Genomic DNA, 24,634 nt, shown 5'->3' with positions numbered 1-24,634 from the left:
CGCGCCCCACCGGCGTCGACGAAAAGGGAGCGTCAGCCCTCCCCGCCTCGGCCGATATGCCTGTGCCGGTCTTGCGTGCCGGCGACTTGGCCATCTAACGTCACAGGGTGGGGAAGGTTGCGCCGCGCCGTTGCGAGGGCTCGACGTTCTCGCGGGCAACACGCAGGTGCAGGTCGACGCGGGCAGCCGGTCGACGGCCCGCGTCGCGTTACGCCACGAGAGGCCGGATCAATGCAGGTAGACGGCGAAGGCGTTCTTGTCCGGCATGTGCACGATTGCCATCATGTCGTTGAGCACGTAGCCATTGTCCTTGAACCACTTGGCCACGTCGGCATTGGCCGCGAAGGCCTTGTGCATGTCGCCCAGCGTGCCGGCCTCGTCCTCCGCGCCGCTGACCATGCTATGGTCGTCGAAGTCGTAGGCGTCGGAGATGCGGAAGACGTAGATGGTGTCGGCTTTCGCGAAATCGGCGACATCGGTCGCGTCCCAGTGACCGATACGCCCAGCCAGGTCGGCAGCCTTGAGCAGCATGTCGGAAGGGCCGGCGACATTCTTCGGCATGGCAAAGGCGAGTGAAGTGGCCAGTGCCAGGACGGCAAGTGCGGAGGCCGCTGCAGCCCCGATGCGGTGGAACTTCATGGTATACTCCTTTCAACAACACTCACGCCGCAAGAACATGCCCATTCCGGGCAGTGTCAGCGTGACCCGCAGCTGGATTGCCACGGTATGCTTCACAATAATCACCGCGTTCGACTGTAATATTTGACAAGCGTCAAACGCAGATCTGATGATCAAAGACTCAATATGTGCGCGCATGCGATTGAAATGAATTCAGAAATCGAGCGTGACGCCCGCCTGCAGCGGGCCCGCGGCTGCGGAAATATTGCAGCGGCAGTGCGAGAGGGAAAGACACGGCTCACCACCCTGTTCCAGGACGGCTGCGCCAAGATCCGGCTGCCGCATACGCATGACCGGAGCCTGCAGGCGGTGCTGATCAACACCGCCGGCGGGTTGACGGGCGGCGACGAGGTGGCCTGGCGCGTACATGCCGCCGCGGGCGCTAACCTGGTGCTGACCACGCAGGGCTGCGAGCGCGTCTATCGCTCGCTCGGCGACGACGCCCGGGTCCGCACCCGCATCGAGGTCGGGGCCGGCGCGCAGCTCGACTGGCTGCCGCAGGAGACGATCCTGTTCGATGGCGCACGCCTCGACCGCACCCTCGAGGTCGATCTCGCGCCCGATGCCAGTTTCCTTGCGGTGGAGGCGATCCTGCTCGGCCGCGAGGCCATGGGCGAGACGGCGCGCAACGCCCATCTGCGCGACACCTGGCGCATCCGCCGCGCCGGCCGCCTGATCCATGCCGAGGCGACGCGGCTCGGCGCCCAGGCGGAGGAGCGCGACGGCCTGTCGCTGCTCGCCGGCGCCAATGCCTTCGCCACGCTGCTCTATGTCGGGGCCGATGCCGAGCGGCGGCTCGACCGCGTCCGGCCGCTGCTGTCCGGCGCGTCCGGCGCCAGCGTCATCGGCGAGCGCCTCGTCATACGTGCCATGGCGCCATCCGGGCTTGCGCTGCGCCGCATCATCACGCCAATAATTGCCCAGCTCTCCGGCGCGGGCGCCCTGCCCCGCCTCTGGCACTTGTGAGAACTAAGTATGGTTTTGCTCACCCACCGGTGTCATCCCGGCGAAAGCCGGGATCCTTTCCTTGGCCCGCTCTGGCTGCGAGAGGGATTCCCGCTTTCGCGGGAATGACATCGTGCAGGTGGCGACGTCGATGCCACCCACTCCTGTTGGAACGAACCGATGAACCTGACGCCCCGCGAGAAGGACAAGCTGCTGATCTCGATGGCCGCCATCGTGGCGCGAAAACGCCTCGAGCGCGGCGTGAAGCTGAACCATCCCGAGGCGATCGCGCTGATCACCGACTATGTGGTGGAAGGCGCCCGCGACGGCCGCTCCGTCGCCGACCTGATGGAGGCCGGGGCGCATGTCGTCACCCGCGCCCAGGTGATGGACGGCATCGCCGAGATGATCCACGACGTGCAGGTGAAGGCCACCTTCCCCGACGGGACGAAACTCGTCACCGTCCACGAACCAATCCGGTGAATCCCATGACCTTCGTCCCCGGCGAAATCATCGCCGTCCCCGGCGAAATCGAGCTCAACCAGGGCGCGCCGCAGATCACCATCGAGGTGGCCAATACTGGCGACCGGCCGATCCAGGTCGGCTCGCACTACCACTTCTACGAGACCAATGCGGGGCTGAGCTTCGAGCGCGAGAAGGCGCGCGGCATGCGGCTCGACATCGCGGCCGGCACCGCCGTGCGCTTCGAGCCGGGCCAGAGGCGCGAGGTCAGGCTCGTGCCGCTTTCCGGCAAGCGCGAGGTGTACGGCTTCCAGCAGAAGGTGATGGGGAAACTCTGAGGCTTGCGTAGGGCGGGCAGACGGCTGCTGCGCTCGAGGTGTTCCCCTTCGTCGGCAGCAACCACTGCAACTGCCTCGCCCGGGGTCATCCCCGCGAAAGCGGGGATCTCCGTTTGGCCACAGGCACCGAAAACAGAGGTTCCCGCTTTAGTGGGAATGACTCCGTGGCTCAATGGGCCCTTGGTGGTCAGCTGCCCGGGAGCACCGCCCCTACAGATCGTCGGCGTAGAGCACGCCGCCACCGTCGCCCGCGATGTCGGCCGAAACGATCTGTTCGAGCGACACGCCGGCGCCGCGGATGGCGGTCATGGCGAGCGGGTTGATCACCAGGTTCGACTGCAGGTAGCGGATATCCCGTTCCTTGAGTGCGGTGGCCGCATGCAGCCGCGAGGCGCTCTGTGCCGCGCCGGCCAGCGTCGACAGCCGGACCACGCGCAGGCCGGCCGCGCCGTCCGCCCGCTCGGCCGAGCGCAGGAAATGGGCGTCGCCGATGCCGGAGATGATGGTGTTGAGGTCCATGTACTGGGCCACGGCGAACTGCGGCGCGGACATCAGGAGAGCCGCGGCAAGTGCAACTGCGAATCGTGATTTCATCTGAGCCTCCAGAAGCGATCCGGCCAGCAGATACCTGGCCTGTGGCGAAATACGGACGGCGTATTCAACAGACGTTTGGCATTCCCGCTGGATTTCGTTTACGGATGCGCCGATTTCAACGGGCAGGACGACGATGGCCACCAAGGAAGAAGATTTCAGGGAACGCTTCGTTGCGATGATGCAGGACCTGCACGCCAATGGCGGCAAGGATCAGGAAGCCATGTTCCTGATCGGCAGCCTGGCGTCGCGCCTGATGGACCGGACCAGCGCGAAATCCTGGACCACCTTCAAGTCGACCCTCGGTTCCTACGACCGCTCCGCCCTGATCACCGATTTCGAAAAGCAAGGCAACAAGTTCCACAAGGACGGCAAGCGCAAGCACGCCTACGCGGTGCAGGTGCTCGCCATGTCGGTGATCGCCCCCAGCCAGGCCGACGAGGACGTCCTGACCGGCAACAAGATCCTCGACAGCGTCATCAACCGACTGGTGGCGGCATTCCGCAAGGCCGAAGCGGCCACACCCAAGCCGAACTAGGTTGCAGCCCCACGCGGGCTGCTACCTCGCTGCCCTGGCTCACCGGGTCATTCCGCGAAAGTGGGATCCTCGTTTTTAGCGCATGCCACAAACGGAAATCCCCGCTTTCGCGGGGATGACCAGTGAACGGTGGGGACCAGAAGGCCTCCCCCTGACGGACGAGGCCAGTGTCAGCCCTTGGGCGGCAGGGAGCGCAGGTAGAGGATGATGGCCTTGACGTCGTCCGGCTTCAGGTTGGCGTAGGCCCAGATCGGCATCGGCGGCAGCAGGTGCGAGCCGTCCGGCCGCGTGCCGGTGGTGATGATCTTGGTGAGGTCCTCGTCGCTGTAGTGCCCGATCCCGGTGGGCGTGATGTTGGCCGCAACCGAGGTGCCCCATGGTCCCGGGAAGGGCTGCCCGCCAGCGCCGAGCGCCGTGTCGAGCATCGGACCCTGCGGTCCGAAGGTCGAGTGGCAGACGATGCAGTGTCCGAGCGGCCCTGCGAGATACGCACCATATTCCACCGTCACGCCCTCCGGCACGTCGGCGACATGCTCGATCGGCGGACCGTAGGCTGGCGGTAGCGGGATGTTGTAGTGCGACTCGCCGGGGTCGTTCTCCACCGCCGGAACCGTGCGCAGGTACATCACGATCGAAGCCACGTCCGTGTCGGACATGCCCTTGTACACCTCGAACGGCATCGGCGGCCCAAGCAGCTTGCCGTCCGGCTGGATACCCTCGCGGATCGCCTTGATCACCTGCGCGTCGGTCCAGTTCCTGATGTCGCCAGCCGGCGTGATGTTCGGAGCGATCGCAGTGTAGGCGTCGTTCTGTTCGACCAGCATGCCGCTGAGCGCCTTGTCCGCGATGGGACCATCCGGCCCCTGAGGCGTGTGGCAGTTGCCGCATCCGGCAATGGTGTTGACGAGATAACTTCCGCGCTCCACCGACGGCGCCGCCTGTGCGGCGCCCGCAAGCAGTGCCGAGCCGGCCAACACTGCCAGCGCCATGACCTTGAACATATAACCCTCCAGGCTGCGTCCTATTGCCCCACCCGACCCTCGTATAGCGTCGTCGCCCCGCCTGAAATTTGAATTTTCGGGTCAGGTTTAATAGTGCCGCCAAATGCGGCAAGCTTCTGGACAGCCTCACATTTAGGCGGTTCTTATGGAGGGCAACGGTTTGGGTGGTTCTGCGGTGCAAGCCTTGGCAGCGACGTGCGGGGAAAATGGATGGGCGGCCACAGCCGCCCATCCGTTGCGTGCGTCAGGCGCGATCGTCGACGTAGACGACGAACGATCCGTCCGCCTCGGCAGTGATGGCGACGACCTTGTCGACGCTGTACCCGGCGGCTTCGATCTTGGCCTTGAGGGCCGCATTCGCATCGATCGAGGTCTTGAGACCGGCAACGACGCTGGCGTTCTTGTTGAGCGCGTTGTCGAGGGCCTTGGCATCGGCATCGGCCTTCAGCGAGGACACGGTGACGAAGCTGATGGTGGAGCTGTCGCTGAACGCCGACAGGTCCGCGCTCTTGCCAGCCTGCAGGCTGGAGATGAGCGAGCCGTAGTTGCTCGCGCTGCCCTTGGCCATCGCATTGACCGAGACCTTGGCGCCGGCGGCCGCGTCCTGCGCGACCGAAATGGCCGGAACACCGAGAGCAAGCACCGCAACTGCGGCATATTTGGCGATCGTCTTCATTGTAGTTTCCTTTCTTGTTTCGCCCAGCCCAACAACGTCACCTGCTACTGCCGGTTCCTTCGCAAATGAGGCGATCCGGAGGAATGTTCGTGACCACAATCGACGCCTTGTTCCTCCGGAGCTGATCCCATGCCCGCGCGCATCTCCCGCTCGACCTATGCCCAGATGTACGGGCCGACCACCGGCGACAAGGTGCGGCTGGCCGACACCAAACTGTTCATCGAGGTGGAGCGCGACCTCACCACCTATGGCGAGGAAGTGAAGTTCGGCGGCGGCAAGGTCATCCGCGACGGCATGGGCCAGAGCCAGGCGACGCGCGCCCAGGGCGCCATGGATACGGTGATCACCAATGCGCTGATCGTCGACCACACCGGCATCTACAAGGCCGATGTCGGCCTGCGCGACGGGCGCATTTCGAAGATCGGCAAGGCCGGCAATCCGGATACCCAGCCGGGCGTCGACACCATCATCGGGCCATCGACCGAGATCATCGCCAGCGAGGGCAGGATCCTCACCGCCGGCGGCATGGACAGCCACATCCACTTCATCGCGCCGCAGCAGATCGAGGAAGCGCTGATGGCGGGGATGACCACAATGGTCGGCGGCGGCACGGGCCCGGCGCACGGCACGCTCGCCACCACCTGCACCGGCGCCTGGCATGCCCAGCGCATGATCGAGAGTTTCGACGCCTTCCCGATGAACCTCGGCCTCGCCGGCAAGGGCAACGCCTCGCTGCCCGCCCCGCTCGAGGAAATGATCCTCGCCGGCGTCTCCTCGCTGAAGCTGCACGAGGACTGGGGCACCACCCCGGCCGCCATCGACAACTGCCTGAGCGTCGCCGACGCCTATGACGTGCAGGTGATGATCCACACCGACACGCTGAACGAGAGCGGCTTCGTCGAGGATACGGTGCGCGCCTTCAAGGGCCGCACCATCCACGCCTTCCACACCGAAGGAGCCGGCGGCGGCCATGCGCCCGACATCATCAAGGTGGCGAGCCTGCCCAACGTGCTCCCCTCCTCGACCAACCCGACGCGGCCCTACACGGTCAACACGCTGGCCGAGCACCTCGATATGCTGATGGTCTGCCATCACCTCAGCCCCTCGATCGCCGAGGATGTCGCCTTCGCCGAGAGCCGCATCCGCAAGGAGACCATCGCCGCCGAGGACATCCTCCACGACATCGGCTGCTTTTCGATGTTCTCGTCCGACAGCCAGGCCATGGGCCGCGTCGGCGAGGTGATCATCCGCACCTGGCAGACCGCCGACAAGATGAAGCGCCAGCGCGGCCCCCTGCCCGAGGAAACCGGCGACAACGACAATTTCCGGGTCAGGCGCTACATCGCCAAGTACACGATCAACCCGGCCATCGCGCAGGGCATGAGCCGGCATATCGGCTCGATCGAAATCGGCAAGCGCGCCGACCTGGTATTGTGGAACCCCGCCTTCTTCGGCGTGAAGCCGGAACTGGTGCTGCTCGGCGGCTCCATTGCAGCAGCCCCGATGGGCGACCCCAACGCCTCCATCCCCACCCCGCAGCCGATGCACTACCGGCCGATGTTCGCCGGCTTCGGCAAGCTGAAGACGAGTTCCACCGTCACCTTCGTCAGCCAGGCGGCCTACGACGACGGGTTGCAGGCCAGGCTCGGCGTCGCCAAGGCCATGCTGCCGGTCGAGAACACTCGCGGCGGCATCGGCAAGGCTTCGATGATCCATAACGCGGCCATGCCGCATCTCGAAGTCGATCCGGAGACCTACGAAGTGCGCGCCGACGGCGAACTGCTGACCTGCGAGCCGGCCACGGTGCTGCCGATGGCGCAGCGCTACTTCCTGTTCTGAAACCGATTTGGTTTCGCCCGTCGGGGAGCCTATACTGCCTTTCATGAACAAGGTCGAAGTCAAGAAGCCAGCGGGCTACGAAGACGATTTCGCGCTCTGGAGCGCGGAGCAGGCGGCATTGATCCGCGCCGGCAGGTTCGACCGTATCGACGTGGAGAACGTCGCCGAGGAGATCGAGAGCTTGGGGCGCTCGGACAAGCACGAAATTCTCAGCAGAATGGCAGTCATCTTGCTGCACTTGCTGAAGTGGCAATACCAGCCGTCGGCAAGGTCCCCGAGTTGGCAGGCGAGCATCGTGACCAATCGCGACGCCATCGCAGTCCTGATCGAGCAGAGCCCAAGTCTGCAGTCCTACCCGGACGAAGTCATCAAGCGCGCCTACAAGAAGGCCCCTCGCCTTGCTGCGCTCGAAACGGGCCTGCGCGAAACTGCTTTCCCTGCCGAGTGCCCGTACTCCGCAGACGAGGTGCTCGACGACGATTTCTGGCCGGAAGCGGCCTGACCTGCATCAAATCCGCGACCGGTGCATCACCTAGTTTGCAGACAACCAAACTGGATGGGGACCGATTATGCGCATCAAGGACAAGGTAGCAGTGGTCACGGGCGCGGGCTCCGGCATGGGGCTGGCGATCGCCAAGCTGTTCATCGCCGAGGGCGCGAAGGTCGTTGCGGCCGACTGGCATGCGGACGCGGTCAAGGCGGCAGCCGGCGAAATCGGCGGGCCGATCGTGCCGGTCACGGCCAACGTGGCGGTCGAAGCCGAATGCGTAGGGATGATCGACAAGGCCGTTTCGGAGTTCGGCCGCATCGACATCCTCGTCAACAATGCCGGCGTCATGGACCTGTTCCAGTCCGTCGCCGATGTCAGCAACGACACCTGGCGCCGCGTGCTGTCGGTCAACCTCGACGGCCCGATGTTCGCCATGCGCCGCGCCGTGCCGCTGATGCTGGCTCAGGGCGGCGGCGCCATCGTCAATATCGCCTCGGTCGCCGGCCTCGGGGGCGGTTCGGCGGGCGCGGCCTATACGGCCAGCAAGCACGCGCTCATCGGGCTCGGCCAATCCACGGCGTTCCAGTATGCCAAGATGGGCCTGCGTTGTAACACGGTGGCCTCGGGCGGGGTCGCGACCAACATCATGCAGAGCGTCGATGCCGCCGGGCTCGACCAGGCGGCTCTGGGACGGCTCGGCGCCTATCACGCGACCAACCCGGGCACGCTCGAGCCCATCGACATCGCCAACCTCGTGCTCTTCCTCGCCTCCGACGAGGCCCGGCACATCAACGGCGCGGTGATCCCCGCCGACATGGGCTGGCGCGCCGCCTGACCGGTGCCTTGAGCCGCGCTGGTCCAGCGGCCGCGGAGCCGCCGCCGAGGCGGCGATCGCAGTCAGTCCGATCACGGCGCTAATAGCTATTTTCATTGAGACTGCAACGCATCTATATCTTCCGCATTGGCTCGAAGATTTCCGGAAATTTGATAATTGCAGACATTCCACGTCGGCTATCCCAAGAGCGGATCCACAACGATTCAGGACCTGCTGAAGGCCGACGACAGCATCGACTTTCTGGGCAAGCCGTATCGCGACCACGAGGCCGAGTATCACGTGCGCGAGCACCTGAGCTTCGGCGACCTACGCCAGTTGCCGGCCGCAACCCTCGACGACATGCGGCGGCGCCTGTGCGACGGCCAGCCGATCATCAGCGACGAGATTCTCTCCGGGGTCGGGTTGGCCCACGGCATCGCGGCAAACTCGCTGCTCCAGATCGTCGACAACATCGAGATGCTGACCGAGGGCGACTTCGTCGCCTACGTCGTATTCCGCCAGCCCGATGCCTTCATCCGCTCGTACTACAACCAGCTGGTGCGCATGGGCGCGCGCATGACCTTCGACCAGTTCTGCTCGCTGGTGCTGCTGCGGCCGCATCACTGGGTCTATCGCAGCCTCGACTATGGCGCGATCCTGCGCTCGCGCCCCTGCCGCGAAGGCAAGCTGAAGCCGGTGCTGTTCGAAACCCTGTTCAAGGACGGCGGCCTCGGCGACTTCATGCGTGCTGCCTTCGGCATGGCCCGGCTGCCGGAGGTGCCGACCGACCAGCGATCGAACAGGTCCGAAACCGACAGCGCCGCCGACTATGCAGCGCCGCGCCTTCCCCTCCAGCCTGCGAGCTGGATCGAGCTGACCGTTACCCAGCCCTCCTACCAGGAGTACCAGTGGCTGGACCGGCTGCCGCCCGAGGAGCGCGACGCTCATCAAGCGGTCTGGACTTTCCAGCGCAGCGAAGCTGACGCAATCCGCCGCGAGTATGGAGAGATCCTTATCGATGCCCGGGCCCGCATGGGGCGCCATGCTGGCAAGCGCCCGGCCACCCCGATGCTTCGTCGCCTGCTCGACGCCATCGCCCAGACCAATCGCGGCGTCGCCGAGGCGTTCCCCGAGCTCGATTTCGCCCGTCACAACTATTTCGGCTGACCCCGACGGCCGTTCTGCTACCCTTTCGATGCTGAATCGCGAGGAGGACTGCCGATGGAAGCCCTGGCCGCTGCCGCCATGATGGGGAGCGCCGACGTGTCGGCGCAGGTTGTGCTGCAGTTGCAGGGCAATTTCGAGCGCAACATCGTGCAGTACCAGTGCGAGGGCCTCGACCCGTTCACCGTCGACTTCATTAACGCCGAGCCCAATTTCCTTGCCGTCATCCCCGTCGGGCCGCGCAAGATGGTGTTCGTCAACGTCATGTCGGCTTCCGGCGCCAAGTATGTCGCCGGCCAGTTCGAATTCTGGACCAAGGGCAGCGAGGCGACGCTGACCGACCTGCAGGCGACGCCGCCGTCGGTCGAGTGCACCGAAGTCAGCGAGACGCCCTGAGCGCACCGGGCCCCGGGCCCGTCTTCGCCTTTGACAGCCGCGCCGCAGCGGCTAAGCTCGCCGGCGCGGGTTGGGAAGCCTCGAAGACTTGGTAGTGTGCAATGCCGCAGACGTTTCGCGCGGTACGATATGTGCCCCCCGGCGCGGCCGGAACGGCGTTCGACCTTGCCATCCTCATGCATGACGAGCGCCGTGTGCGTCGCCGCAGCATCACGCTGATCCACGGCGACAGCGTGCTCGTCGATTTCCCCGAACCGGTGACGCTCGAGGATCGCGGCGCGCTGCAGCTCGAGGACGGGCGTTTCGTCGAGATCATCGCCGGCGAGGAGGCGCTCCACGAAGTGTGCGGCCGCGACCGCATCCACCTGATGCGGCTGTGCTGGCACCTGGGCAACCGGCACCTCAAGACCCAGATCGAGGACGATCGCGTGCTCATCCTGCGCGACCACGTGATCAAGGACATGCTGCGCGGTCTCGGGGCCACGGTCACCGACATCAGCGAGCCCTTCCACCCGGAGGAAGGCGCCTATGCGCACAGCCACGGCGAAGCGGCGCACGCCCTGCTCAACCGATGACCGATCCCGCCGCGCTGCAGAAGCTCGTCACCTGGCTGTCGCCCGCCTTCCCGGTCGGCGCTTTCGCCTGGTCGGCCGGACTTGAGACGGCGATTGCGGATCGACGCGTAACCGACTCCGAACGCTTGCGGAACTGGATCGAGGGCGCGCTGGCGCACGGGGGGATACACACCGACTCGATCGTGTTGGCTGAGGCGTGGCGGGTCGTACGGGATGGCGCAACGCCCGTGGCTACCCCCCTCCCGACCTCCCCCACAAGGGGGGAGGTGTGGGCCGATGCTTCGGGCACATTCAAGCAAAGTGAACCGGCGGGCACCTCCCCCCTTGTGGGGGAGGTCGGGAGGGGGGAAGCCACACGCGCCGCGCTCTCCGACCTCTCCGACCTCGCCCTCGCCCTCACCCCCAGCCGCGAGCGCTGGCTGGAAACCACGATCACCGGCGACAACTACGCGCTGGCGGCGCGGCACTGGCCATCGGGCGTCCTCGCCCTCCTGCCCCAGCCCTGCCCCTACCCCGTGGCGGTCGGCGCCATCGCCGCTGCGCACGGGATCGACCTTGAGGACACGTTGCTTGCCTGGCTGACGGCGACAGTGCATGGCCAGGTGTCGGTGGCCGTGCGCCTCGTCCCCCTCGGCCAGTCTGATGGGCTCAAAGTCATGTCCGGCCTTGAACCCTGCGTTGCCGCCCTCGCGAAGTCCGCTTCTACGGCGACCCTTGCCGATATCGGCGCAATCGCCTACGCCGCCGACATCGCACAGATGCGCCACGAGACGCTGGAACCGAGGATCTTCCGCTCATGAGCATGTTCGTCGCCGCCCTGATCTTCGTCGTGCTGCTGACGGTGGCCATCGCCTGCCTGATGTGGGCCATCGGCGCGCCCTGGCCGATCCGCGATCCGGCGCTGCTGGCGCGTACCGTGATCGGCCGGCCCGGCGTCACCCGCGTGCCGAAACTGGCCTCGCTCGCCGTCGCCATCCTCGCCCTTGCTGCCGGCATCCTCGCCCTGTCGCTCGCCGACCACACTGCCGGCGACTGGTGGCTGACGCTGATCGGCGTCCTGCTGGCCGCGATCTTTTTCGGCCGCGGCGCCCTCGGCTACACTGAAGGCTGGCGCGCCCGCTTCTCCGAGCAGCCGTTCGCGACGCTCGACCGCAAGAACTACTCCCCGCTCTGCATCGCGCTCGGCGTGGGCTTTCTCCTGCTCGTGATCATGAGGCTGATATGAAGTCGCCCAACGGCCCCCTGCGCGTCGGCATCGGCGGCCCCGTCGGCTCGGGCAAGACCACGCTGTGCGAGATGCTGCTCAAGGCCATGCGCGAGCGCTACTCGATGGCCGTGGTGACCAACGACATCTACACCAAGGAAGATGCGCTGATCCTCAACCGGGTGCAGGCCATCTCCGAGGACCGCATCGTCGGCGTCGAGACCGGCGGCTGCCCGCATACCGCCATCCGCGAGGATGCCTCGCTGAACCTCGCGGCGATCGCCGAGCTCAACCACAAGTTCCCCGACCTCGACATCATCCTGATCGAGTCGGGCGGCGACAATCTGGCCGCGACCTTCTCGCCCGACCTCGCCGATATCACGCTCTACGTCATCTCGGTGGCGCAGGGCGAGAAGATCCCGCGCAAGGGCGGCCCTGCCATCACGCGCTCGGACCTGCTGGTCGTCACTCACACCGACATCGCGCAGTACGTCAATGCCAGCCTCGAGGTGATGGTCGCCGACACCGAGCGCGTGCGCGAAGGCCGCCCGTACGTGTTCACCGACCTGCTGCGGCGCGAGAACCTCGACGCGATCGTCGCCTTCATCGAGCGCATGGGCGGGCTGGTCCCCGCCGAGGCGGCGGAGTAGCCTTTCCGGCAACGAGAACGAAGCGGGCGGGAGCAGCCGACGCTAACGCCCGGCCAGATGATGGGGGACAGTTTGGCACGTCGAAGACCGAAGGGTGGGTTCGGCAAGGCCGCAGCGCCCGCCGGCGGAGCGGGCCTGCCCCCGCCGGTGCCGCATCCGACCAGCCCCGCAGCGGGCCATATCCTGCTGCGCCGGCCGATGGCCCTGCCTGAGCCGCCGATCCGCCTGCCGCCCGGGGTCGCCATCGCGCCGATCGAAGCCGCCAACGCCGGCGCCGTGCACAAGCTGATGCAGCGCGCCTATGCCTCCGGCTTCGGCACCGTGCCGGCCAACCTGCTCGACTGGTGGGAGGGCCTCGTCACCGACAGCGAGTTCGACCGCAACCTGGCGCTCGTCGCCCGGGCCGGCGACGAGGTGATCGGTTTCTGCCTGTGCTGGACCTCGAGCTTCGTCAAGGACCTGGTGGTCGACGCCGGCTGGCGCAACCGCGGCGTCGGCTCCGCCCTGCTCTCCACCGCCATCGCGGCGCTGCGCGCCCGCGGCGCAGAGGAACTGGCGCTGAAGGTCGATATCTATAACGGCACCGCGCAGCGGCTGTATCGGAGCTTTGGCTTCGGGCAGGACTGACGGACGCGCCGGTTGCCCCCCGGACACGGAGTCATTTCCGCGAGCATCTCTGTTTTGCCGTGCCTTAGACCAAACAGAGATCCCCGCTTGCGCGGGGATGACCCGGTGACGTGGGCATCTCCTCTCCACCCCTCCGCGGCCGCCCCCCTACTCCTTCGGCGTCTCCTCCGGCGGCTCATTGCCCGGCACTTCCACCGGCGTCTCGCCGGGCACCGTTTCCGGCTCGGGCGCCGGTTGCGGCGTCTCGGGCTCGACCGGCACTTCCTGCGGCTGCGGCGGCACCTCCGGCTTGCTCGGCGGGATCTGGCCCTTGAGCAGCACCACCACCGAGCGCGGCGGCAGCGTGGCGGCGCGGTCGGCGAGCGGCAGCACGGCCTTGTCGTCCGACAGCAGCCCCACCGTCCAGTAGCCCTCCGGCAGGCGGGCCAGCACCGGGTCGATCCGGCGGTTGAACCACACGATCAGGTCCTCATCGGCGGTCTGGAGCCGCATGCCCAGCACCGAGGCGCCGGCATCGTTCCAGTCGTGCTCGTTCATCTCGCGCCCGTCCGGATGCAGCCAGGCCACGTCGCGGACGCCATGCCTGGTCTGCCCCGTGAGGAAATGATCATGCGTCAGCGCCGGATGCAGGCGGCGGAAATCGCTGAGCGCCGAGACATAGTCGACCAGCGCCCCGTCGGCATTCTCCCAGTCGACCCAGGTGATCTCGTTGTCCTGCGCATAGGCATTGTTGTTGCCCTGCTGGCTGCGGCCGAACTCGTCGCCCTGCTGGATCAGCGGAATGCCCCGGCTGAGGAACAGCGTCGCCAGCAGCGCGCGGACATCGCGCTTGCGGGCCGCGGCGATGCCGGCGTCGTCGGTCGGGCCTTCGGCGCCGCAGTTCCACGAGTGGTTGTTGTTGTGCCCGTCGCGGTTGCCCTCGCCGTTCGCCTCGTTGTGCTTGTCGAGGTAGGAGACGAGGTCCGCCAGCGTGAAACCGTCGTGGACGGCCAGCATGTTGACGCCGGCGCTCGGCTTGCGCCCGGCGAAATCGAAGATTTCGGCCGAACCGGCGACCTTGCCGGCCAGCGCACCGATCTTGCCCTGGTCGCCGCGCCAGAACGAGCGCACGTCATCGCGATAGGTGTCGTTCCACTCGCGGAATTCCTTGCCGAACTGGCCGAGCTGGTAGCCGCCCGGACCCGGATCCCACGGCTCGGCGACGAGGATGCACTTGCCCAGCACCGGATCGGACTTGATCAGTTGCAGCATGCGCGCGTTCGGATTGAACCCGGGCTCGCGGCCGAGCACCGGCGCGAGATCGAAGCGGAAGCCCGAGACGCCCATCTCCTCGACCCAGTAGCGCAGGCTCTCGATCACCAGCCGCTGCGTCGCCGGGTGGTCGCAGCGCAGCGTGTTGCCGGTGCCGGAGTCGTTGACCAGCGCCTTCTTTCCGTCGACGTCGATGAACCGGTAGTAGGTCATGGCGTCGAGGCCCATGAGGCTGAGCATCGGCCCGTTGGCGTCGCCCTCGCCGGTGTGGTTGTAGACCACGTCGAGGATCACCGAGATGCCCGCCTTGCGGTACACATCGGTCATGTTGCGCAATTCCTGCGGGCCGCGCGGCGCGAGCCTGGGGTCGACGGCGAAATAGGTCACCGGATTGTAGCCCCAGGCATTGGTGAGCCCCAGCGAGGGCAGGTGCCCGTCGTCGATGAACGCCGCGATCGGCATCAGCTCCACCGTATCCACGCCGAGATAGCGCAGATGGTCCACCACCCGCTTGGTGGTCAGCCCCGAGACGGTGCCACGCAGCGGGCCCTGCACCGACGGGTGGCGCATTGTGTAGCCGCGCACGTTGAGTTCGTAGAACAGCCCCGGCACCTTGCGTCGCGGCGCCGCCGGCTTGTTTTCCGCGCCCACCACGATCGCCTTGGGGATCAGCGGAGCGGTGTCCACCGCCTCGTCGCGATGCAGCCTGAGGCGCGGCGAGCGCACGAAGGTGCGGTCGATCCGGCGCGCATAGGGGTCGACCAGCAGCTTGTTGGGGTCGAAGAAATAGCCCTGGTCGGGGTCGTAGCGACCGTCGGCGCGCAGGCCGTAGCGGGTCCCTGCCCCGATCCTGCCGATCAGGCCGTGATAGATGTTGCCGTCGTAGCCGTCGAGCTGGACGCGCGCGACCTCCTGGTCGAGCTCGTCGTAGATCGACACCCACATCGCCGTTGCCGTCTCCGAATAGACGGCAAAGTTCACGCCCTCGGCGGTGATGGTGGCGCCGAGCCGCTCCGGGCTGCCAGCGCCCGGGATCAGTTCAGGTTTCAACTGCGGGGGACCTTCAAGTGATAACGCTCGGCCGGTCCCGGCCCGTCCGCGCCTTGATGCTCGCGACGCGGTCGGCAATGGCAATGAGGGGGGCGAGGGCGGACTGAGTGTCGAGGTCATGCTGTCCATGCGGCGGCTCATACCTTTCAAGGTACAGTCGCAACGTGGCGCCCACGGTCCCGGTTCCACTGAGCCTGAAGACGATGCGGCTGCCGTCGGCAAAGCCGATTCGGATGCCCTGCTTCGCGCTGGTCGAGCCGTCGACCGGATCGTGGTAGGTGAAGTCGTCGGCATAGGCCACCGGCCGGCCCTCGAGGCTCTTGCCCACGAGCCCGGGCAGCCTGGCGCGCAGGTCGTCCATCAGCCCGTTGGCCGCGCCCGCGTCGACCTCCTCGTAGTCGTGGCGCGTGTAGTAGTTGCGCCCGTAGGTGGCCCAGTGGTCGGTGACGATCATGTCGACGCCCTGCTGGCGCGCCGCGATGATGTTGAGCCAGAGCAGCACGGCCCACAGGCCATCCTTCTCGCGCACGTGGTTCGAGCCGGTGCCGGCCGATTCCTCGCCGCAGATGGTGACGCGTCCCGCGTCCAGCAGGTTGCCGAAGAACTTCCAGCCGGTCGGCGTCTCGTGCATCTCGATGCCGAGCTTCTCAGCCACCCGGTCCGCCGCCGCGCTGGTCGGCATGGAGCGCGCGATGCCGGCGATGCCGGCGGCGTAGCCCGGCGCATGCGGCGCGTTGGCGGCGAGGATGGCGAGCGAGTCCGACGGGGTGACGAAGCGGTTGCGCCCGATGATCAGGTTGCGGTCGCCGTCGCCGTCGGAGGCGGCGCCGAAGTCGGGCGCATCCGCGCTCATCATCAGGTCGTAGAGGTCCTTGGCGTACACCAGGTTGGGGTCCGGATGCCCGCCGCCGAAATCGGGCGACGGCGTGCCGTTGACCACCGTCCCCGCCGGTGCGCCGAGCAGCCCCTCGAGGATCTTGTGCGCGTATGGCCCGGTCACCGCGTGCATGGCGTCGAACCGCATGGTGAAGCCGGACGCGAACATCTGCCGGATCCGGTCGAAGTCGAACAGCGTCTGCATCAGGTCGGCATAGTCGGCCACCGGGTCGATTACCTCGACCACCATGCCGGCCGAATGCTGCGTGCCGATGCGGCTCAGGTCGACATCCGGCGCATCGACCGTCAGGTAGCGGTCGATCACCCTGGAGCGCGCGAACACCGCCTCGGTGATCTTTTCCGGCGCCGGTCCGCCGTTCGAGACGTTGTACTTGATGCCGAAGTCGCCATCCGGGCCGCCCGGATTGTGGCTCGCCGACAGGATCAGCCCGCCGAACGCCTTGTGATGGCGGATCACGTGGCTGGCGGCCGGCGTCGACAAGAGCCCGTTCTGGCCGACCAGCACCGTGCCGAAGCCGTTGGCCGAGGCGATCCGGATGATCTTCTGGATGGCGACGTCGTTGAAGTAGCGGCCGTCGCCGCCGATCACCAGCGTCTTGCCCTTGAACCCCTCGAGGCTGTCGAAGATCGACTGCACGAAGTTCTCGACATAGTTCGGCACCATGAACGCCGCGGTGCGCTTCCGCAGCCCGGACGTGCCCGGCTTCTGGTCCGCGAAGGGCTTGGTCTCAATCGTCTGCATCGTCATCGCGTGCGTGCCCCAGGAGTGAGCCGTAGAGATCGGCGTATTTCTCGGCGCTGAGTTCCCACGAAACGTCGGACTTCATCCCGCGCCGCTGCATCTTGTGCCAGACCTTGGGCCGGGCATAGAGGGCGATGGTCCGCCGGATCGCCTCGCCCAGCGCTTCCTCGGCGGCCGGCGAGAACACCACGCCCGTGGCGACGCCCGCCTCGATCGCCGCCTCGTTGGCGTCGATCACCGTGTCGGCAAGCCCGCCGACGCGGCTGACCACCGGAATGCAGCCATAGCGCAGGCCGTAGAGCTGGGTCAGCCCGCACGGCTCGAACCGCGACGGGATCAGGATCGCATCCGCCCCGCCCTGCATCAGGTGGCTCCGGCCCTCGTCGTAGCCGATGTGCACGCCGACCTTGCCGGGGTGCCGGAGCGCAGCGCCGGCAAAGCCGTTCTCGATCGCCGCGTCGCCCGAGCCGAGCACCGCCAGCCGCCCGCCATGCGCCACCAGCATGTCGATCAGGCCGGGCAGCATGTCGAGCCCCTTCTGCGTGGTCAGCCGGCTGACCACGCAGAAGATCGGTCCTTCGCCCGGCTCGAGGCCGAAGCGCTGCTCCACCGCCGCCTTGTTGGCGGCGCGGTTGAAGATCGTAGAGGCGCCATAGGTCTGCGCCAGCGCCGGATCGGTGCCCGGGTTCCACTCGTTGGCATCGATGCCGTTGAGGATGCCCATCACGCTGTCGGCGCGCGACTGCAGCAGCCCCTCGAGCCCCATGCCGTAGGCGGCGGTGCGGATCTCGTGCGCATAGGTCGGGCTGACCGTCGTCACCTCGTCGGCGAGCAGCAGCCCGGCCTTGAGGTAGCTAAGGTTGCCGAAATACTCGATCGAGCCGGTCCGCGCCGCCTCGTAGTCGAGCTTCAGCCCGTTGAACACGTCCCAACCGAACACGCCCTGGAAGGCGATGTTGTGCACGGTGACGATGGTCCTGGCGGTGCTGCCCGGGTTGAACCTCACATAGGCCGGCACCAGCCCGGCCTGCCAGTCGTGGCAGTGCAGGACCTCCGGACGGTAGCCCTCGACGATCCCGCGCGAAATCTCGTAGCCGGCAAAGCTCAGCGCCGCGAAACGCCGCCAGTTGTCCGGCCAGTCCTTGCCGTCCGGCCCGAGATAGGGGTTGCCCGGACGGTCATAGAGATGCGGCGCGTCGATGGCGATGGCGTCGAGCCCGTTGGCCCGCCCGGCGATCAGCCGCGCCTCGCCGCCGAACAGGTCCTCGAACCAGTAGATCTCGTGCCCGCCCGTCAGGCCCGACATGACCCTGGGATAGCCGGGCAGCAGCACGCGCATGCTGACGCCATGCGGCGCCAGCGCCGCCGGCAGCGCACCCACGACGTCCGCGAGGCCGCCCGTCTTGATCAGCGGGTACGCCTCCGAGGCGACGGAGAGGACTTCGATCATCGGCTCCGCCAGTTACTTGCTCGCCAGGTACTTGTCGATCATCGGCTGGGTCACCAGCGTCACCCCCTCGGCGGTGCGCCGGAACCACTGCGCGTCGAACTCGGGATCCTCGCCCACCACCAGCCCCTCGGGGATGTTGACGCCGCGGTCGAGCACCACCTTGCGCACCCGGGCCCCGCGGCCGATGGTGCAATAGGGCAGCACCACCGCCTCGTGCAGCTCGGAATACGAGTGCACCCGGCTGCCGGTCGACAGCAGGGTCTTGTCGAGCGCGCCTCCCGAGACGATGCAGTCGCCCGACACCAGCGAGTTCACCGCCGAACCGCGCCGCCCGTCGAAATCATGCACGAACTTGGCCGGCGGGGTGATCTCGGCAAAGGTCCAGATCGGCCAGTCGCGATCGTAGAGGTCGAGCTGCGGAGTGACGTCGCAGAGGTCGATATTGGCCTTCCAGTAGGCGTCCACCGTGCCGACGTCGCGCCAATACGCGACTTCCTCGTTCGGAGAGCGCACGCAGGAGCGCGGGAAGCGGTGCGCCCAGGCCGAGCCGTTCTTGACGATGTAGGGGATGATGTCCTTGCCGAAGTCGCGGCTCGAGCCCTCGGTGGCGGCGTCGCGGCGCAGCTGTTCCATCAGGAACCGCGTCTCGAACACGTAGATGCCCATCGAGGCGAGCGCCATGTCCGGGTTGTCCGGAATGCCCGGCGGGTCCTTCGGCTTCTCGACGAAATCGACGATGCGGTCGCGCCCGTCGACATGCATCACGCCGAAGCCGGTTGCCTCCATGCGCGGCACCTCGAGACAGCCGATGGTCACGTCGGCGCCCGTGTCGACGTGCTGCCGCAGCATGATCTCGTAGTCCATCTTGTAGATGTGGTCGCCCGCCAGAAGCACGATGTAGCGCGGGCCGTAGTCCTCGATGATGTCCATGTTCTGGTACACGGCATCGGCGGTGCCTTCGTACCACTGCGTCTCGCTGACGCGCTGGGAAGCGGGCAGCACGTCGAAGCTCTCGTTTCGCTCGGTGCGCAGGAAGTTCCAGCCGCGCTGCAGGTGCCGGATCAGCGAGTGGGCCTGGTACTGCGTCGCCACCGAGATGCGGCGGATGCCCGAGTTCAGCGCGTTGGACAGCGCGAAATCGATGATGCGGCTCTTGCCGCCGAAATAGACGGCGGGCTTGGCGCGCCGATCCGTCAGCTCGAACAGCCGGGTCCCTCGCCCGCCTGCCAGCACATAAGCCATCGCCTCGCGCGCCAGCGGTGACGGTGTCCGATAGTCAGCCATGCATTCCTCCCCACGCGGCGTGACCGGTTACCCTGATTGCCGGTTCGGTCACGCATCAACCCCTGGTTCGTCCCGCTCTCAGGCGGGATCGTACTTCAAGTACAAAGTCGACATCGGTGGCAGGTAGAGATCGGCATACGGGCCGAGACCTTCGACCTCGCTGGCCTTGGCAACCACCCTGCCCTGGTTGCCCTTGTTGGTTCCGCCGTACCAGCCGGCATCCGTATTGAGCCGCTCCACCCAGTTGCCGGCAAGCGGCATCGGCACCCGATAGCTGTCGCGCGGCACCGGCGTCATGTTGGCGATCACCACCACGGGATGCGTGCCCGGCGCCTTGCGGGCAAAGGCGAACACCGAGTTCTGCTGGTCGTTCCCGATCAGCCACTCGAAACCCTCCGGCTCGTTGTCGCGGGCATGCAGCGCCGGCAATTCGCGGTACAGGGCGTTGAGATCGGTGACGAGGCGACGAATGCCCTCGTGCGAAGGCGCATCGAGCAGCCACCAGTCGAGCCCGCGCGCCTCGTTCCATTCGTCGCGCTGCGCGAACTCCTGGCCCATGAACAGCAGCTTCTTGCCCGGCCAGCCCCACATGAAGCCGTAGTAGGCGCGCAGGCCGGCGAACTGCCCCCAGTCGTCGCCGCCCATCTTCGACAGCAGCGAGCCCTTGCCGTGCACCACTTCGTCGTGGCTGAGCGGCAGGATGAAGTTCTCCGAATAGGCGTAGAGTGCCGCGAAGGTCATGTCGCTGTGGTGGAAGCGGCGATGGATCGGGTTGCGGCTCATGAAACGCAACGTGTCGTTCATGAACCCCATGTTCCACTTGAAGCCGAAGCCGAGCCCGCCCTTGTCGGCCGGCGCGCTGACCCCGCTCCATGACGTCGACTCCTCGGCGATCATCATCACGCCCGGATGCTGCCGATAGGCCTCGGTATTCACCCGCTTGAGGAATTCGACCGCCTCGAGGTTGTGGTTGCCGCCGAACTGGTTCGGCACCCACTGCCCCGGCTGTCGGGAGTAATCGAGATAGAGCATCGACGCCACGGCATCGACCCGCAGTCCGTCGAGGTGGAACTTCTCCAGCCAGTACAGCGCGTTGTTGACGAGGAAGCTCACCACCTCCTTGCGCCCGAAATTGTAGATCGCCGTGTTCCAGTCGGGGTGGTAGCCCTTGCGCGGGTCGAGATGCTCGTACAGCGCCGTGCCGTCGAAGCGGGCAAGCCCGTGCTCGTCGGTCGGGAAGTGCGCCGGCACCCAGTCGAGGATCACGCCCAGCCCGGCCGCATGCGCCTTGTCGACGAAGCGCGCAAAGCCGCGCGGATCGCCGAACCGCGCCGTCGGCGCATACAGCCCGGTCGGCTGGTAACCCCAGCTCGGGTCGAACGGGTGCTCGGTGATCGGCAGCAGCTCGAGGTGGGTGAAGCCGGAATCCGCCGCATAGGGGATGAGCTGCTCGGCCAGCTGGTCGTAGCTCATGAACGAGCCGTCGGCCCGCCGCCGCCAGGAGCCCAGATGCACCTCGTAGATGGAGACGGGCCTGCGCCGCCAGTCGGCCTTGGCCCGCTCCGCCAGGTAGGCCGCGTCGCTCCATTCGAACGGAGCTGGGTCGGCCACCACCGAGGCGGTCTTGGGCCTCAGCTCCGACTGCTGCGCGAACGGATCGGCCTTGAGCGGCCGCAACTGCCCGTTCGCCCCGACGATCTCGTACTTGTAGATCTCGCCCGGGCCGATATTGGGGATGAACACTTCCCACACGCCGGTATTGATGCGCACCCGCATCGGATGGCGCCGCCCGTCCCATTCGTTGAACGGTCCGACGACGCTGACGCGCCGGGCATTCGGCGCCCACACGGCGAAGTGCGTCCCCCGCACGCCCTCGAACTCCATGGCATGCGCACCCAGCTTGTCGAACAGCCGCAGGTGCGAGCCCTCGCCGATGTAGTAGTCGTCCATCGGCCCGAGCACCGGCCCGAAGCTGTATGGGTCGAGCACATCCCATTCGCCGCCGTCGTTGCGCGCGTGGTAGCTCACCGGCAGGTGGCCGCTGACCTTGACTTCGCCCTCGAAAAAGCCGTCGCCGCGCGGCTGCAACTCGCCCAGGATGCGGTTGTCGATGGTCCGGGCCGAAACCGTCACGGCGTGCGGGATGAATGTCCGCGCCACCCAGATGTCCCCGACCTGGTGCAGGCCCAGCACCCCGAACGGGTCGGAATGGCGACCCGCGACGATCGCCGCGACGTCGCTGTCAGCTGCTTGCCACTTGGATTTGGTCACCCGTTACCCCCCGATGACCGGCACACCCCAGATTTCCTTGGCGTACTGCTTGATCGTACGATCCGAGGAAAACCAGCTGACATGAGCAGTGTTCCGGATGGCCATGGAATACCATTTGCGTGGGCTAATCCAGAGGTCATCGACGCTGCGCTGGGCCGCGGCATAGGCATCGAAATCCCGGGCCACCATGAACCAGTCGTGGTCGTAGAGCCCGCCGATCAGGTCGCGGTAGCGGTTCGGGTCGTCCGGCGAGAACACCCCGGTCGAGATCGCCTCCAGCGCCTCGCGCAGCGCCGGCGAGGCGTCGATCGCGGCGCGCGGCATTTCGGAGCGGATGCGCTTCTCGGCCACCTTGTCGGCGGTGAGCCCGAAGATCACCATGTTTTCCGGCCCCACCTGCTCCAGCATCTCGACATTGGCGCCGTCGAGCGTGCCGATGGTGATGGCACCGTTGGCCATGAACTTCATGTTGCCGGTGCCCGAGGCTTCCATGCCGGCCGTCGAGATCTGCTCCGACAGGTCCGCGGCCGGGATGATGGTCTCGGCCAGCGACACGTTGTAGTTGGGCAGGAACACGACCTTGAGCAGGCCGCGCACTGCCGGATCGTTGTTGATCACCTTGGCGACGTCGTTGACCAGCTTGATGATCAGCTTGGCGTTCCAGTAGCCCGGCGCCGCCTTGCCGGCGAACACCTTCACGCGCGGCACCCAGTCCTTCTCCGGGTGCGAGCGCATCATCGAATACTGCGCCACCGCCTCGATGACGTTGAGCAGCTGGCGCTTGTACTCGTGGATGCGCTTGACCTGCACGTCGAACAGCGCATCGGGCGACACGACGATGCCGAGCCGATCCTTGATCACCTGCGTCAGCCTGACCTTGTTGGCCCGCTTCACCGCCCTGAACTGGTCCTGGAAGGTCGGATCGTCGGCATGCTTGTCGAGGTTCTTGAGCAGGTCGATGTCGTCCATGAACTCCGACCCGATCCTGCTGCCGATCAGCCTGGTCAGGTCGGGGTTGCATTCGAACAGCCAGCGCCGGGGCGTCACGCCGTTGGTCTTGTTGTTGATCCGGCCCGGGTAGAGCCGGTTGAGGTCGGCGAACAGGGTCTTCTTGAGCAGGTCGGAATGCAGCGCCGACACGCCGTTGATCGAGTGTGAGCCGACGAAGGCCAGTTGCCCCATGCGCACCCGGCGCGCGCCATGCTCGTCGATCAGCGACAGGTTGGCGATCTGGTCGTCGCTGAACCCGCCCATCGCCCGCGCCTCGCCCAGCACTTCGGCATTGATGGCGTAGATGAGCTGCATCTGGCGCGGCAGCAGCCGCTCGAGCAGCCCCACCGGCCAGGTCTCGAGCGCTTCGGGCAGGAGCGTGTGGTTGGTGTAGCCGAACGTCGCCTTGGTCAGCTTCCAGGCCGGCGCGAACTTCATGCCGTGCATGTCGATCAGGATGCGCATCAGTTCGGCGATCGAGATCGCCGGATGCGTGTCGTTGAGCTGGATCGCCACCTTGTCGCTGAGCGAGCCGAGATCGCCAAAGGCCTGCATGTGCCGGCGCACGATGTCCTGCAGCGAGGCCGACGAGAAGAAGAACTCCTGGCGCAGCCGCAGTTCCTGTCCCGACGGCGTGTTGTCGGCCGGATAGAGCACGCGCGTCACCGCCGCCGCGCGGGCATTCTCCTCGAGCGCGCCGATATGGTCGCCGGCGTTGAACTTGTCGAGCAGGATGGGGTCGATCGGCTGCGCCGACCACAGGCGCAGCGTGTTCACGCGCTTGCCGCGCCAGCCCACGATCGGGGTATCGAACGCCACCGCCAGCAGGTGCTCGGCCGGGCGCCATTCGAGCCGCGTCGTGCCGTCCGGTTCCTGTACCGCATCGACATGCCCGCCGAAACCGATCTCGTAGCTCGATTCCTGCCGCTCGAACTCCCACGGATTGCCGTGCGCCAGCCAGTCCTCCGGCAGCTCGACCTGCCAGCCCTCGCTCATTTCCTGCCGGAACAGGCCGTGCACATAGCGGATGCCGTAGCCGTAGGCGGGGATGTCGACCGTTGCCATCGACTCCATGAAGCACGCCGCGAGGCGTCCGAGGCCGCCGTTGCCGAGTGCCGCGTCGGGCTCGAGGGTGATCAGGTCGTCGAGGTTGACGTTGAAGTTCTTCAGCGCCGCGCGCACCGGCTCCATCACGCCGATATTGCTCATCGCATCGCGCAGCAGCCGCCCGATCAGGAACTCGAGGCTGAGGTAGTAGACCCGCTTGTTCGACGTCCGCCAGGTTTCCCGGCTCGACTCCATCCACTGGTCGATGATCCGGTCGCGGACGGCGTAGATCGTGGCCTTGAGCCAGTCATGCGGCCGCGCGACGATCGGGTCCTTGCCGATGAAATAGGTGAGCTTTTCGAGGATTTCCGCCTGCAGCGCCTCGGCGGTCAGACCGCGGCGGGCCGGCGCGAGCGCTTCCAAAGCAAGAGGGTTTTGCGGCATTGTCGCAATCCATGCATGATCAAGATTTCCCCTCTAAGCCGCAACCCTTGCACTGAATCGCATGGCTGTGAAGTCCCGTTGAGAACGGTTCCAGGGCAGTCTGCCTAAACGATAGACGGTTATTGCTCGTGGGGAGACGATCGGGGCACCGCCCTCGGATGTCATCCCTGCGAAAGCAGGGACCCAACTCACAGCTGGCGCGGGCGGCGAAATGGGTCCC

24 protein-coding genes are annotated in these 24,634 nt (G+C 66.5%); 14 read left to right on the top strand and 10 right to left on the bottom strand.

From position 1 onward, the window contains the following. Positions 1-228: 228 nt before the first annotated feature. Positions 229-639: a hypothetical protein gene (locus tag J0I99_RS12425; RefSeq protein ID WP_291397940.1), complete on the bottom strand. Its 411-nt coding sequence runs from the start codon at positions 637-639 to the stop codon at positions 229-231. Between the two features lie 186 nt (positions 640-825). Between J0I99_RS12425 and J0I99_RS12420 the strand changes: the two genes are divergently transcribed. The 3 genes from J0I99_RS12420 to J0I99_RS12410 all read left to right on the top strand — a co-directional run bounded on the left by J0I99_RS12420 (position 826) and on the right by J0I99_RS12410 (position 2,423). Next, complete coding sequence (locus J0I99_RS12420; RefSeq protein ID WP_291397938.1) at positions 826-1,644, top strand: urease accessory protein UreD; 819 nt, start codon at positions 826-828, stop codon at positions 1,642-1,644. Positions 1,645-1,803: 159 nt separating this feature from the next. Then, complete coding sequence (locus J0I99_RS12415) at positions 1,804-2,106, top strand: urease subunit gamma (RefSeq protein ID WP_291397937.1); 303 nt, start codon at positions 1,804-1,806, stop codon at positions 2,104-2,106. 5 nt (positions 2,107-2,111) lie between these two features. Next, entirely contained in the window at positions 2,112-2,423 is a 312-nt protein-coding gene (locus J0I99_RS12410) for an urease subunit beta (RefSeq protein WP_291397935.1), read from the top strand. 210 nt (positions 2,424-2,633) lie between these two features. On the opposite strand, the gene J0I99_RS12405 is transcribed toward J0I99_RS12410, so the two are convergent. Then, entirely contained in the window at positions 2,634-3,017 is a 384-nt protein-coding gene (locus tag J0I99_RS12405; protein WP_291397933.1) for a hypothetical protein, read from the bottom strand. A 133-nt stretch (positions 3,018-3,150) separates the two neighbouring features. Between J0I99_RS12405 and J0I99_RS12400 the strand changes: the two genes are divergently transcribed. After that, the gene (locus tag J0I99_RS12400; RefSeq protein ID WP_291391868.1) at positions 3,151-3,552 is read left to right on the top strand and encodes a hypothetical protein; all 402 of its coding nucleotides are present in this window, start codon (positions 3,151-3,153) and stop codon (positions 3,550-3,552) included. A gap of 170 nt (positions 3,553-3,722) precedes the next feature. Here J0I99_RS12400 and J0I99_RS12395 read toward each other — a convergent pair whose 3' ends face one another. After that, positions 3,723-4,553 (bottom strand): c-type cytochrome, encoded by an 831-nt coding sequence (locus tag J0I99_RS12395; protein ID WP_291391869.1) that lies wholly within the window; start codon positions 4,551-4,553, stop codon positions 3,723-3,725. A 244-nt stretch (positions 4,554-4,797) separates the two neighbouring features. Then, positions 4,798-5,229, bottom strand: a complete 432-nt coding sequence (locus J0I99_RS12390) for a hypothetical protein (RefSeq protein WP_291391870.1) — start codon at positions 5,227-5,229, stop codon at positions 4,798-4,800. 129 nt (positions 5,230-5,358) lie between these two features. Between J0I99_RS12390 and ureC the strand changes: the two genes are divergently transcribed. The 10 genes from ureC (at position 5,359) to J0I99_RS12340 (ending at position 12,988) form a co-directional block, all read left to right on the top strand. Next, complete coding sequence (gene ureC / locus J0I99_RS12385) at positions 5,359-7,068, top strand: urease subunit alpha (RefSeq protein WP_291397931.1); 1,710 nt, start codon at positions 5,359-5,361, stop codon at positions 7,066-7,068. 43 nt (positions 7,069-7,111) lie between these two features. After that, positions 7,112-7,570, top strand: coding sequence for a DUF29 domain-containing protein (locus J0I99_RS12380; RefSeq protein ID WP_291397930.1), 459 nt, complete (start codon positions 7,112-7,114; stop codon positions 7,568-7,570). 67 nt (positions 7,571-7,637) lie between these two features. Beyond that, a complete protein-coding gene (locus tag J0I99_RS12375) occupies positions 7,638-8,393 on the top strand; it encodes an SDR family oxidoreductase (protein ID WP_291397928.1) in 756 nt (251 codons plus the stop codon). A 156-nt stretch (positions 8,394-8,549) separates the two neighbouring features. Further along, the gene (locus tag J0I99_RS12370; protein ID WP_291397926.1) at positions 8,550-9,539 is read left to right on the top strand and encodes a hypothetical protein; all 990 of its coding nucleotides are present in this window, start codon (positions 8,550-8,552) and stop codon (positions 9,537-9,539) included. Positions 9,540-9,593: 54 nt separating this feature from the next. After that, positions 9,594-9,932: an MliC family protein gene (locus J0I99_RS12365; protein WP_291391875.1), complete on the top strand. Its 339-nt coding sequence runs from the start codon at positions 9,594-9,596 to the stop codon at positions 9,930-9,932. A gap of 101 nt (positions 9,933-10,033) precedes the next feature. Continuing rightward, complete coding sequence (locus J0I99_RS12360) at positions 10,034-10,507, top strand: urease accessory protein UreE (protein ID WP_291397924.1); 474 nt, start codon at positions 10,034-10,036, stop codon at positions 10,505-10,507. Next, entirely contained in the window at positions 10,504-11,307 is an 804-nt protein-coding gene (locus J0I99_RS12355; protein ID WP_291397922.1) for an urease accessory protein UreF, read from the top strand. The genes J0I99_RS12360 and J0I99_RS12355 overlap by 4 nt, the downstream gene beginning before the upstream one ends. Continuing rightward, positions 11,304-11,732, top strand: coding sequence for a DUF3995 domain-containing protein (locus tag J0I99_RS12350; RefSeq protein ID WP_291397920.1), 429 nt, complete (start codon positions 11,304-11,306; stop codon positions 11,730-11,732). The genes J0I99_RS12355 and J0I99_RS12350 overlap by 4 nt, the downstream gene beginning before the upstream one ends. Continuing rightward, positions 11,729-12,361 (top strand): urease accessory protein UreG, encoded by a 633-nt coding sequence (gene ureG / locus J0I99_RS12345; RefSeq protein ID WP_291397918.1) that lies wholly within the window; start codon positions 11,729-11,731, stop codon positions 12,359-12,361. Before J0I99_RS12350 ends, ureG begins: the two co-directional genes overlap by 4 nt. A 72-nt stretch (positions 12,362-12,433) precedes the next feature. Then, on the top strand, positions 12,434-12,988 hold the full coding sequence (locus J0I99_RS12340; protein WP_291397916.1) for a GNAT family N-acetyltransferase: 555 nt from the start codon (positions 12,434-12,436) through the stop codon (positions 12,986-12,988). 147 nt (positions 12,989-13,135) lie between these two features. Here J0I99_RS12340 and glgX read toward each other — a convergent pair whose 3' ends face one another. The 6 genes from glgX to J0I99_RS12310 all read right to left on the bottom strand — a co-directional run bounded on the left by glgX (position 13,136) and on the right by J0I99_RS12310 (position 24,414). Continuing rightward, on the bottom strand, positions 13,136-15,289 hold the full coding sequence (gene glgX / locus J0I99_RS12335) for a glycogen debranching protein GlgX (protein WP_291397914.1): 2,154 nt from the start codon (positions 15,287-15,289) through the stop codon (positions 13,136-13,138). Between the two features lie 13 nt (positions 15,290-15,302). Further along, positions 15,303-16,934: an alpha-D-glucose phosphate-specific phosphoglucomutase gene (locus J0I99_RS12330; RefSeq protein ID WP_291397913.1), complete on the bottom strand. Its 1,632-nt coding sequence runs from the start codon at positions 16,932-16,934 to the stop codon at positions 15,303-15,305. Beyond that, positions 16,915-18,375 (bottom strand): glycogen synthase GlgA, encoded by a 1,461-nt coding sequence (gene glgA, locus J0I99_RS12325; protein WP_291398005.1) that lies wholly within the window; start codon positions 18,373-18,375, stop codon positions 16,915-16,917. Before glgA ends, J0I99_RS12330 begins: the two co-directional genes overlap by 20 nt. Before the next feature lie 15 nt (positions 18,376-18,390). Continuing rightward, positions 18,391-19,662, bottom strand: coding sequence for a glucose-1-phosphate adenylyltransferase (gene glgC / locus J0I99_RS12320; RefSeq protein ID WP_291391883.1), 1,272 nt, complete (start codon positions 19,660-19,662; stop codon positions 18,391-18,393). A 78-nt stretch (positions 19,663-19,740) separates the two neighbouring features. Continuing rightward, positions 19,741-21,933: a 1,4-alpha-glucan branching protein GlgB gene (gene glgB / locus J0I99_RS12315; protein ID WP_291397911.1), complete on the bottom strand. Its 2,193-nt coding sequence runs from the start codon at positions 21,931-21,933 to the stop codon at positions 19,741-19,743. Between the two features lie 3 nt (positions 21,934-21,936). Beyond that, the gene (locus J0I99_RS12310; protein ID WP_291397910.1) at positions 21,937-24,414 is read right to left on the bottom strand and encodes a glycogen/starch/alpha-glucan phosphorylase; all 2,478 of its coding nucleotides are present in this window, start codon (positions 24,412-24,414) and stop codon (positions 21,937-21,939) included. Positions 24,415-24,634: the final 220 nt, after the last annotated feature.

The sequence above is a fragment of the Devosia sp. genome (genome assembly GCF_017307495.1).
Classification (GTDB): Bacteria; Pseudomonadota; Alphaproteobacteria; order Rhizobiales; family Devosiaceae; genus Devosia_A.
This window is presented reverse-complemented; position numbering and strand designations above follow the sequence as displayed.

Coding starts and splice junctions, on each gene's coding strand:
- J0I99_RS12360 (WP_291397924.1), top strand. CDS start 10,034: ATGCCGCAGACGTTTCGCGCGGTACGATATGTGCCCCCCGGCGCGGCC.
- J0I99_RS12355 (WP_291397922.1), top strand. CDS start 10,504: ATGACCGATCCCGCCGCGCTGCAGAAGCTCGTCACCTGGCTGTCGCCC.
- J0I99_RS12415 (WP_291397937.1), top strand. CDS start 1,804: ATGAACCTGACGCCCCGCGAGAAGGACAAGCTGCTGATCTCGATGGCC.
- J0I99_RS12400 (WP_291391868.1), top strand. CDS start 3,151: ATGGCCACCAAGGAAGAAGATTTCAGGGAACGCTTCGTTGCGATGATG.
- J0I99_RS12405 (WP_291397933.1), bottom strand. CDS start 3,017: ATGAAATCACGATTCGCAGTTGCACTTGCCGCGGCTCTCCTGATGTCC.
- J0I99_RS12310 (WP_291397910.1), bottom strand. CDS start 24,414: ATGCCGCAAAACCCTCTTGCTTTGGAAGCGCTCGCGCCGGCCCGCCGC.
- J0I99_RS12395 (WP_291391869.1), bottom strand. CDS start 4,553: ATGTTCAAGGTCATGGCGCTGGCAGTGTTGGCCGGCTCGGCACTGCTT.
- ureG (WP_291397918.1), top strand. CDS start 11,729: ATGAAGTCGCCCAACGGCCCCCTGCGCGTCGGCATCGGCGGCCCCGTC.
- J0I99_RS12330 (WP_291397913.1), bottom strand. CDS start 16,934: ATGACGATGCAGACGATTGAGACCAAGCCCTTCGCGGACCAGAAGCCG.
- J0I99_RS12425 (WP_291397940.1), bottom strand. CDS start 639: ATGAAGTTCCACCGCATCGGGGCTGCAGCGGCCTCCGCACTTGCCGTC.
- ureC (WP_291397931.1), top strand. CDS start 5,359: ATGCCCGCGCGCATCTCCCGCTCGACCTATGCCCAGATGTACGGGCCG.
- J0I99_RS12410 (WP_291397935.1), top strand. CDS start 2,112: ATGACCTTCGTCCCCGGCGAAATCATCGCCGTCCCCGGCGAAATCGAG.
- J0I99_RS12380 (WP_291397930.1), top strand. CDS start 7,112: ATGAACAAGGTCGAAGTCAAGAAGCCAGCGGGCTACGAAGACGATTTC.
- J0I99_RS12420 (WP_291397938.1), top strand. CDS start 826: ATGAATTCAGAAATCGAGCGTGACGCCCGCCTGCAGCGGGCCCGCGGC.
- J0I99_RS12375 (WP_291397928.1), top strand. CDS start 7,638: ATGCGCATCAAGGACAAGGTAGCAGTGGTCACGGGCGCGGGCTCCGGC.
- J0I99_RS12350 (WP_291397920.1), top strand. CDS start 11,304: ATGAGCATGTTCGTCGCCGCCCTGATCTTCGTCGTGCTGCTGACGGTG.
- J0I99_RS12365 (WP_291391875.1), top strand. CDS start 9,594: ATGGAAGCCCTGGCCGCTGCCGCCATGATGGGGAGCGCCGACGTGTCG.
- glgC (WP_291391883.1), bottom strand. CDS start 19,662: ATGGCTGACTATCGGACACCGTCACCGCTGGCGCGCGAGGCGATGGCT.
- J0I99_RS12390 (WP_291391870.1), bottom strand. CDS start 5,229: ATGAAGACGATCGCCAAATATGCCGCAGTTGCGGTGCTTGCTCTCGGT.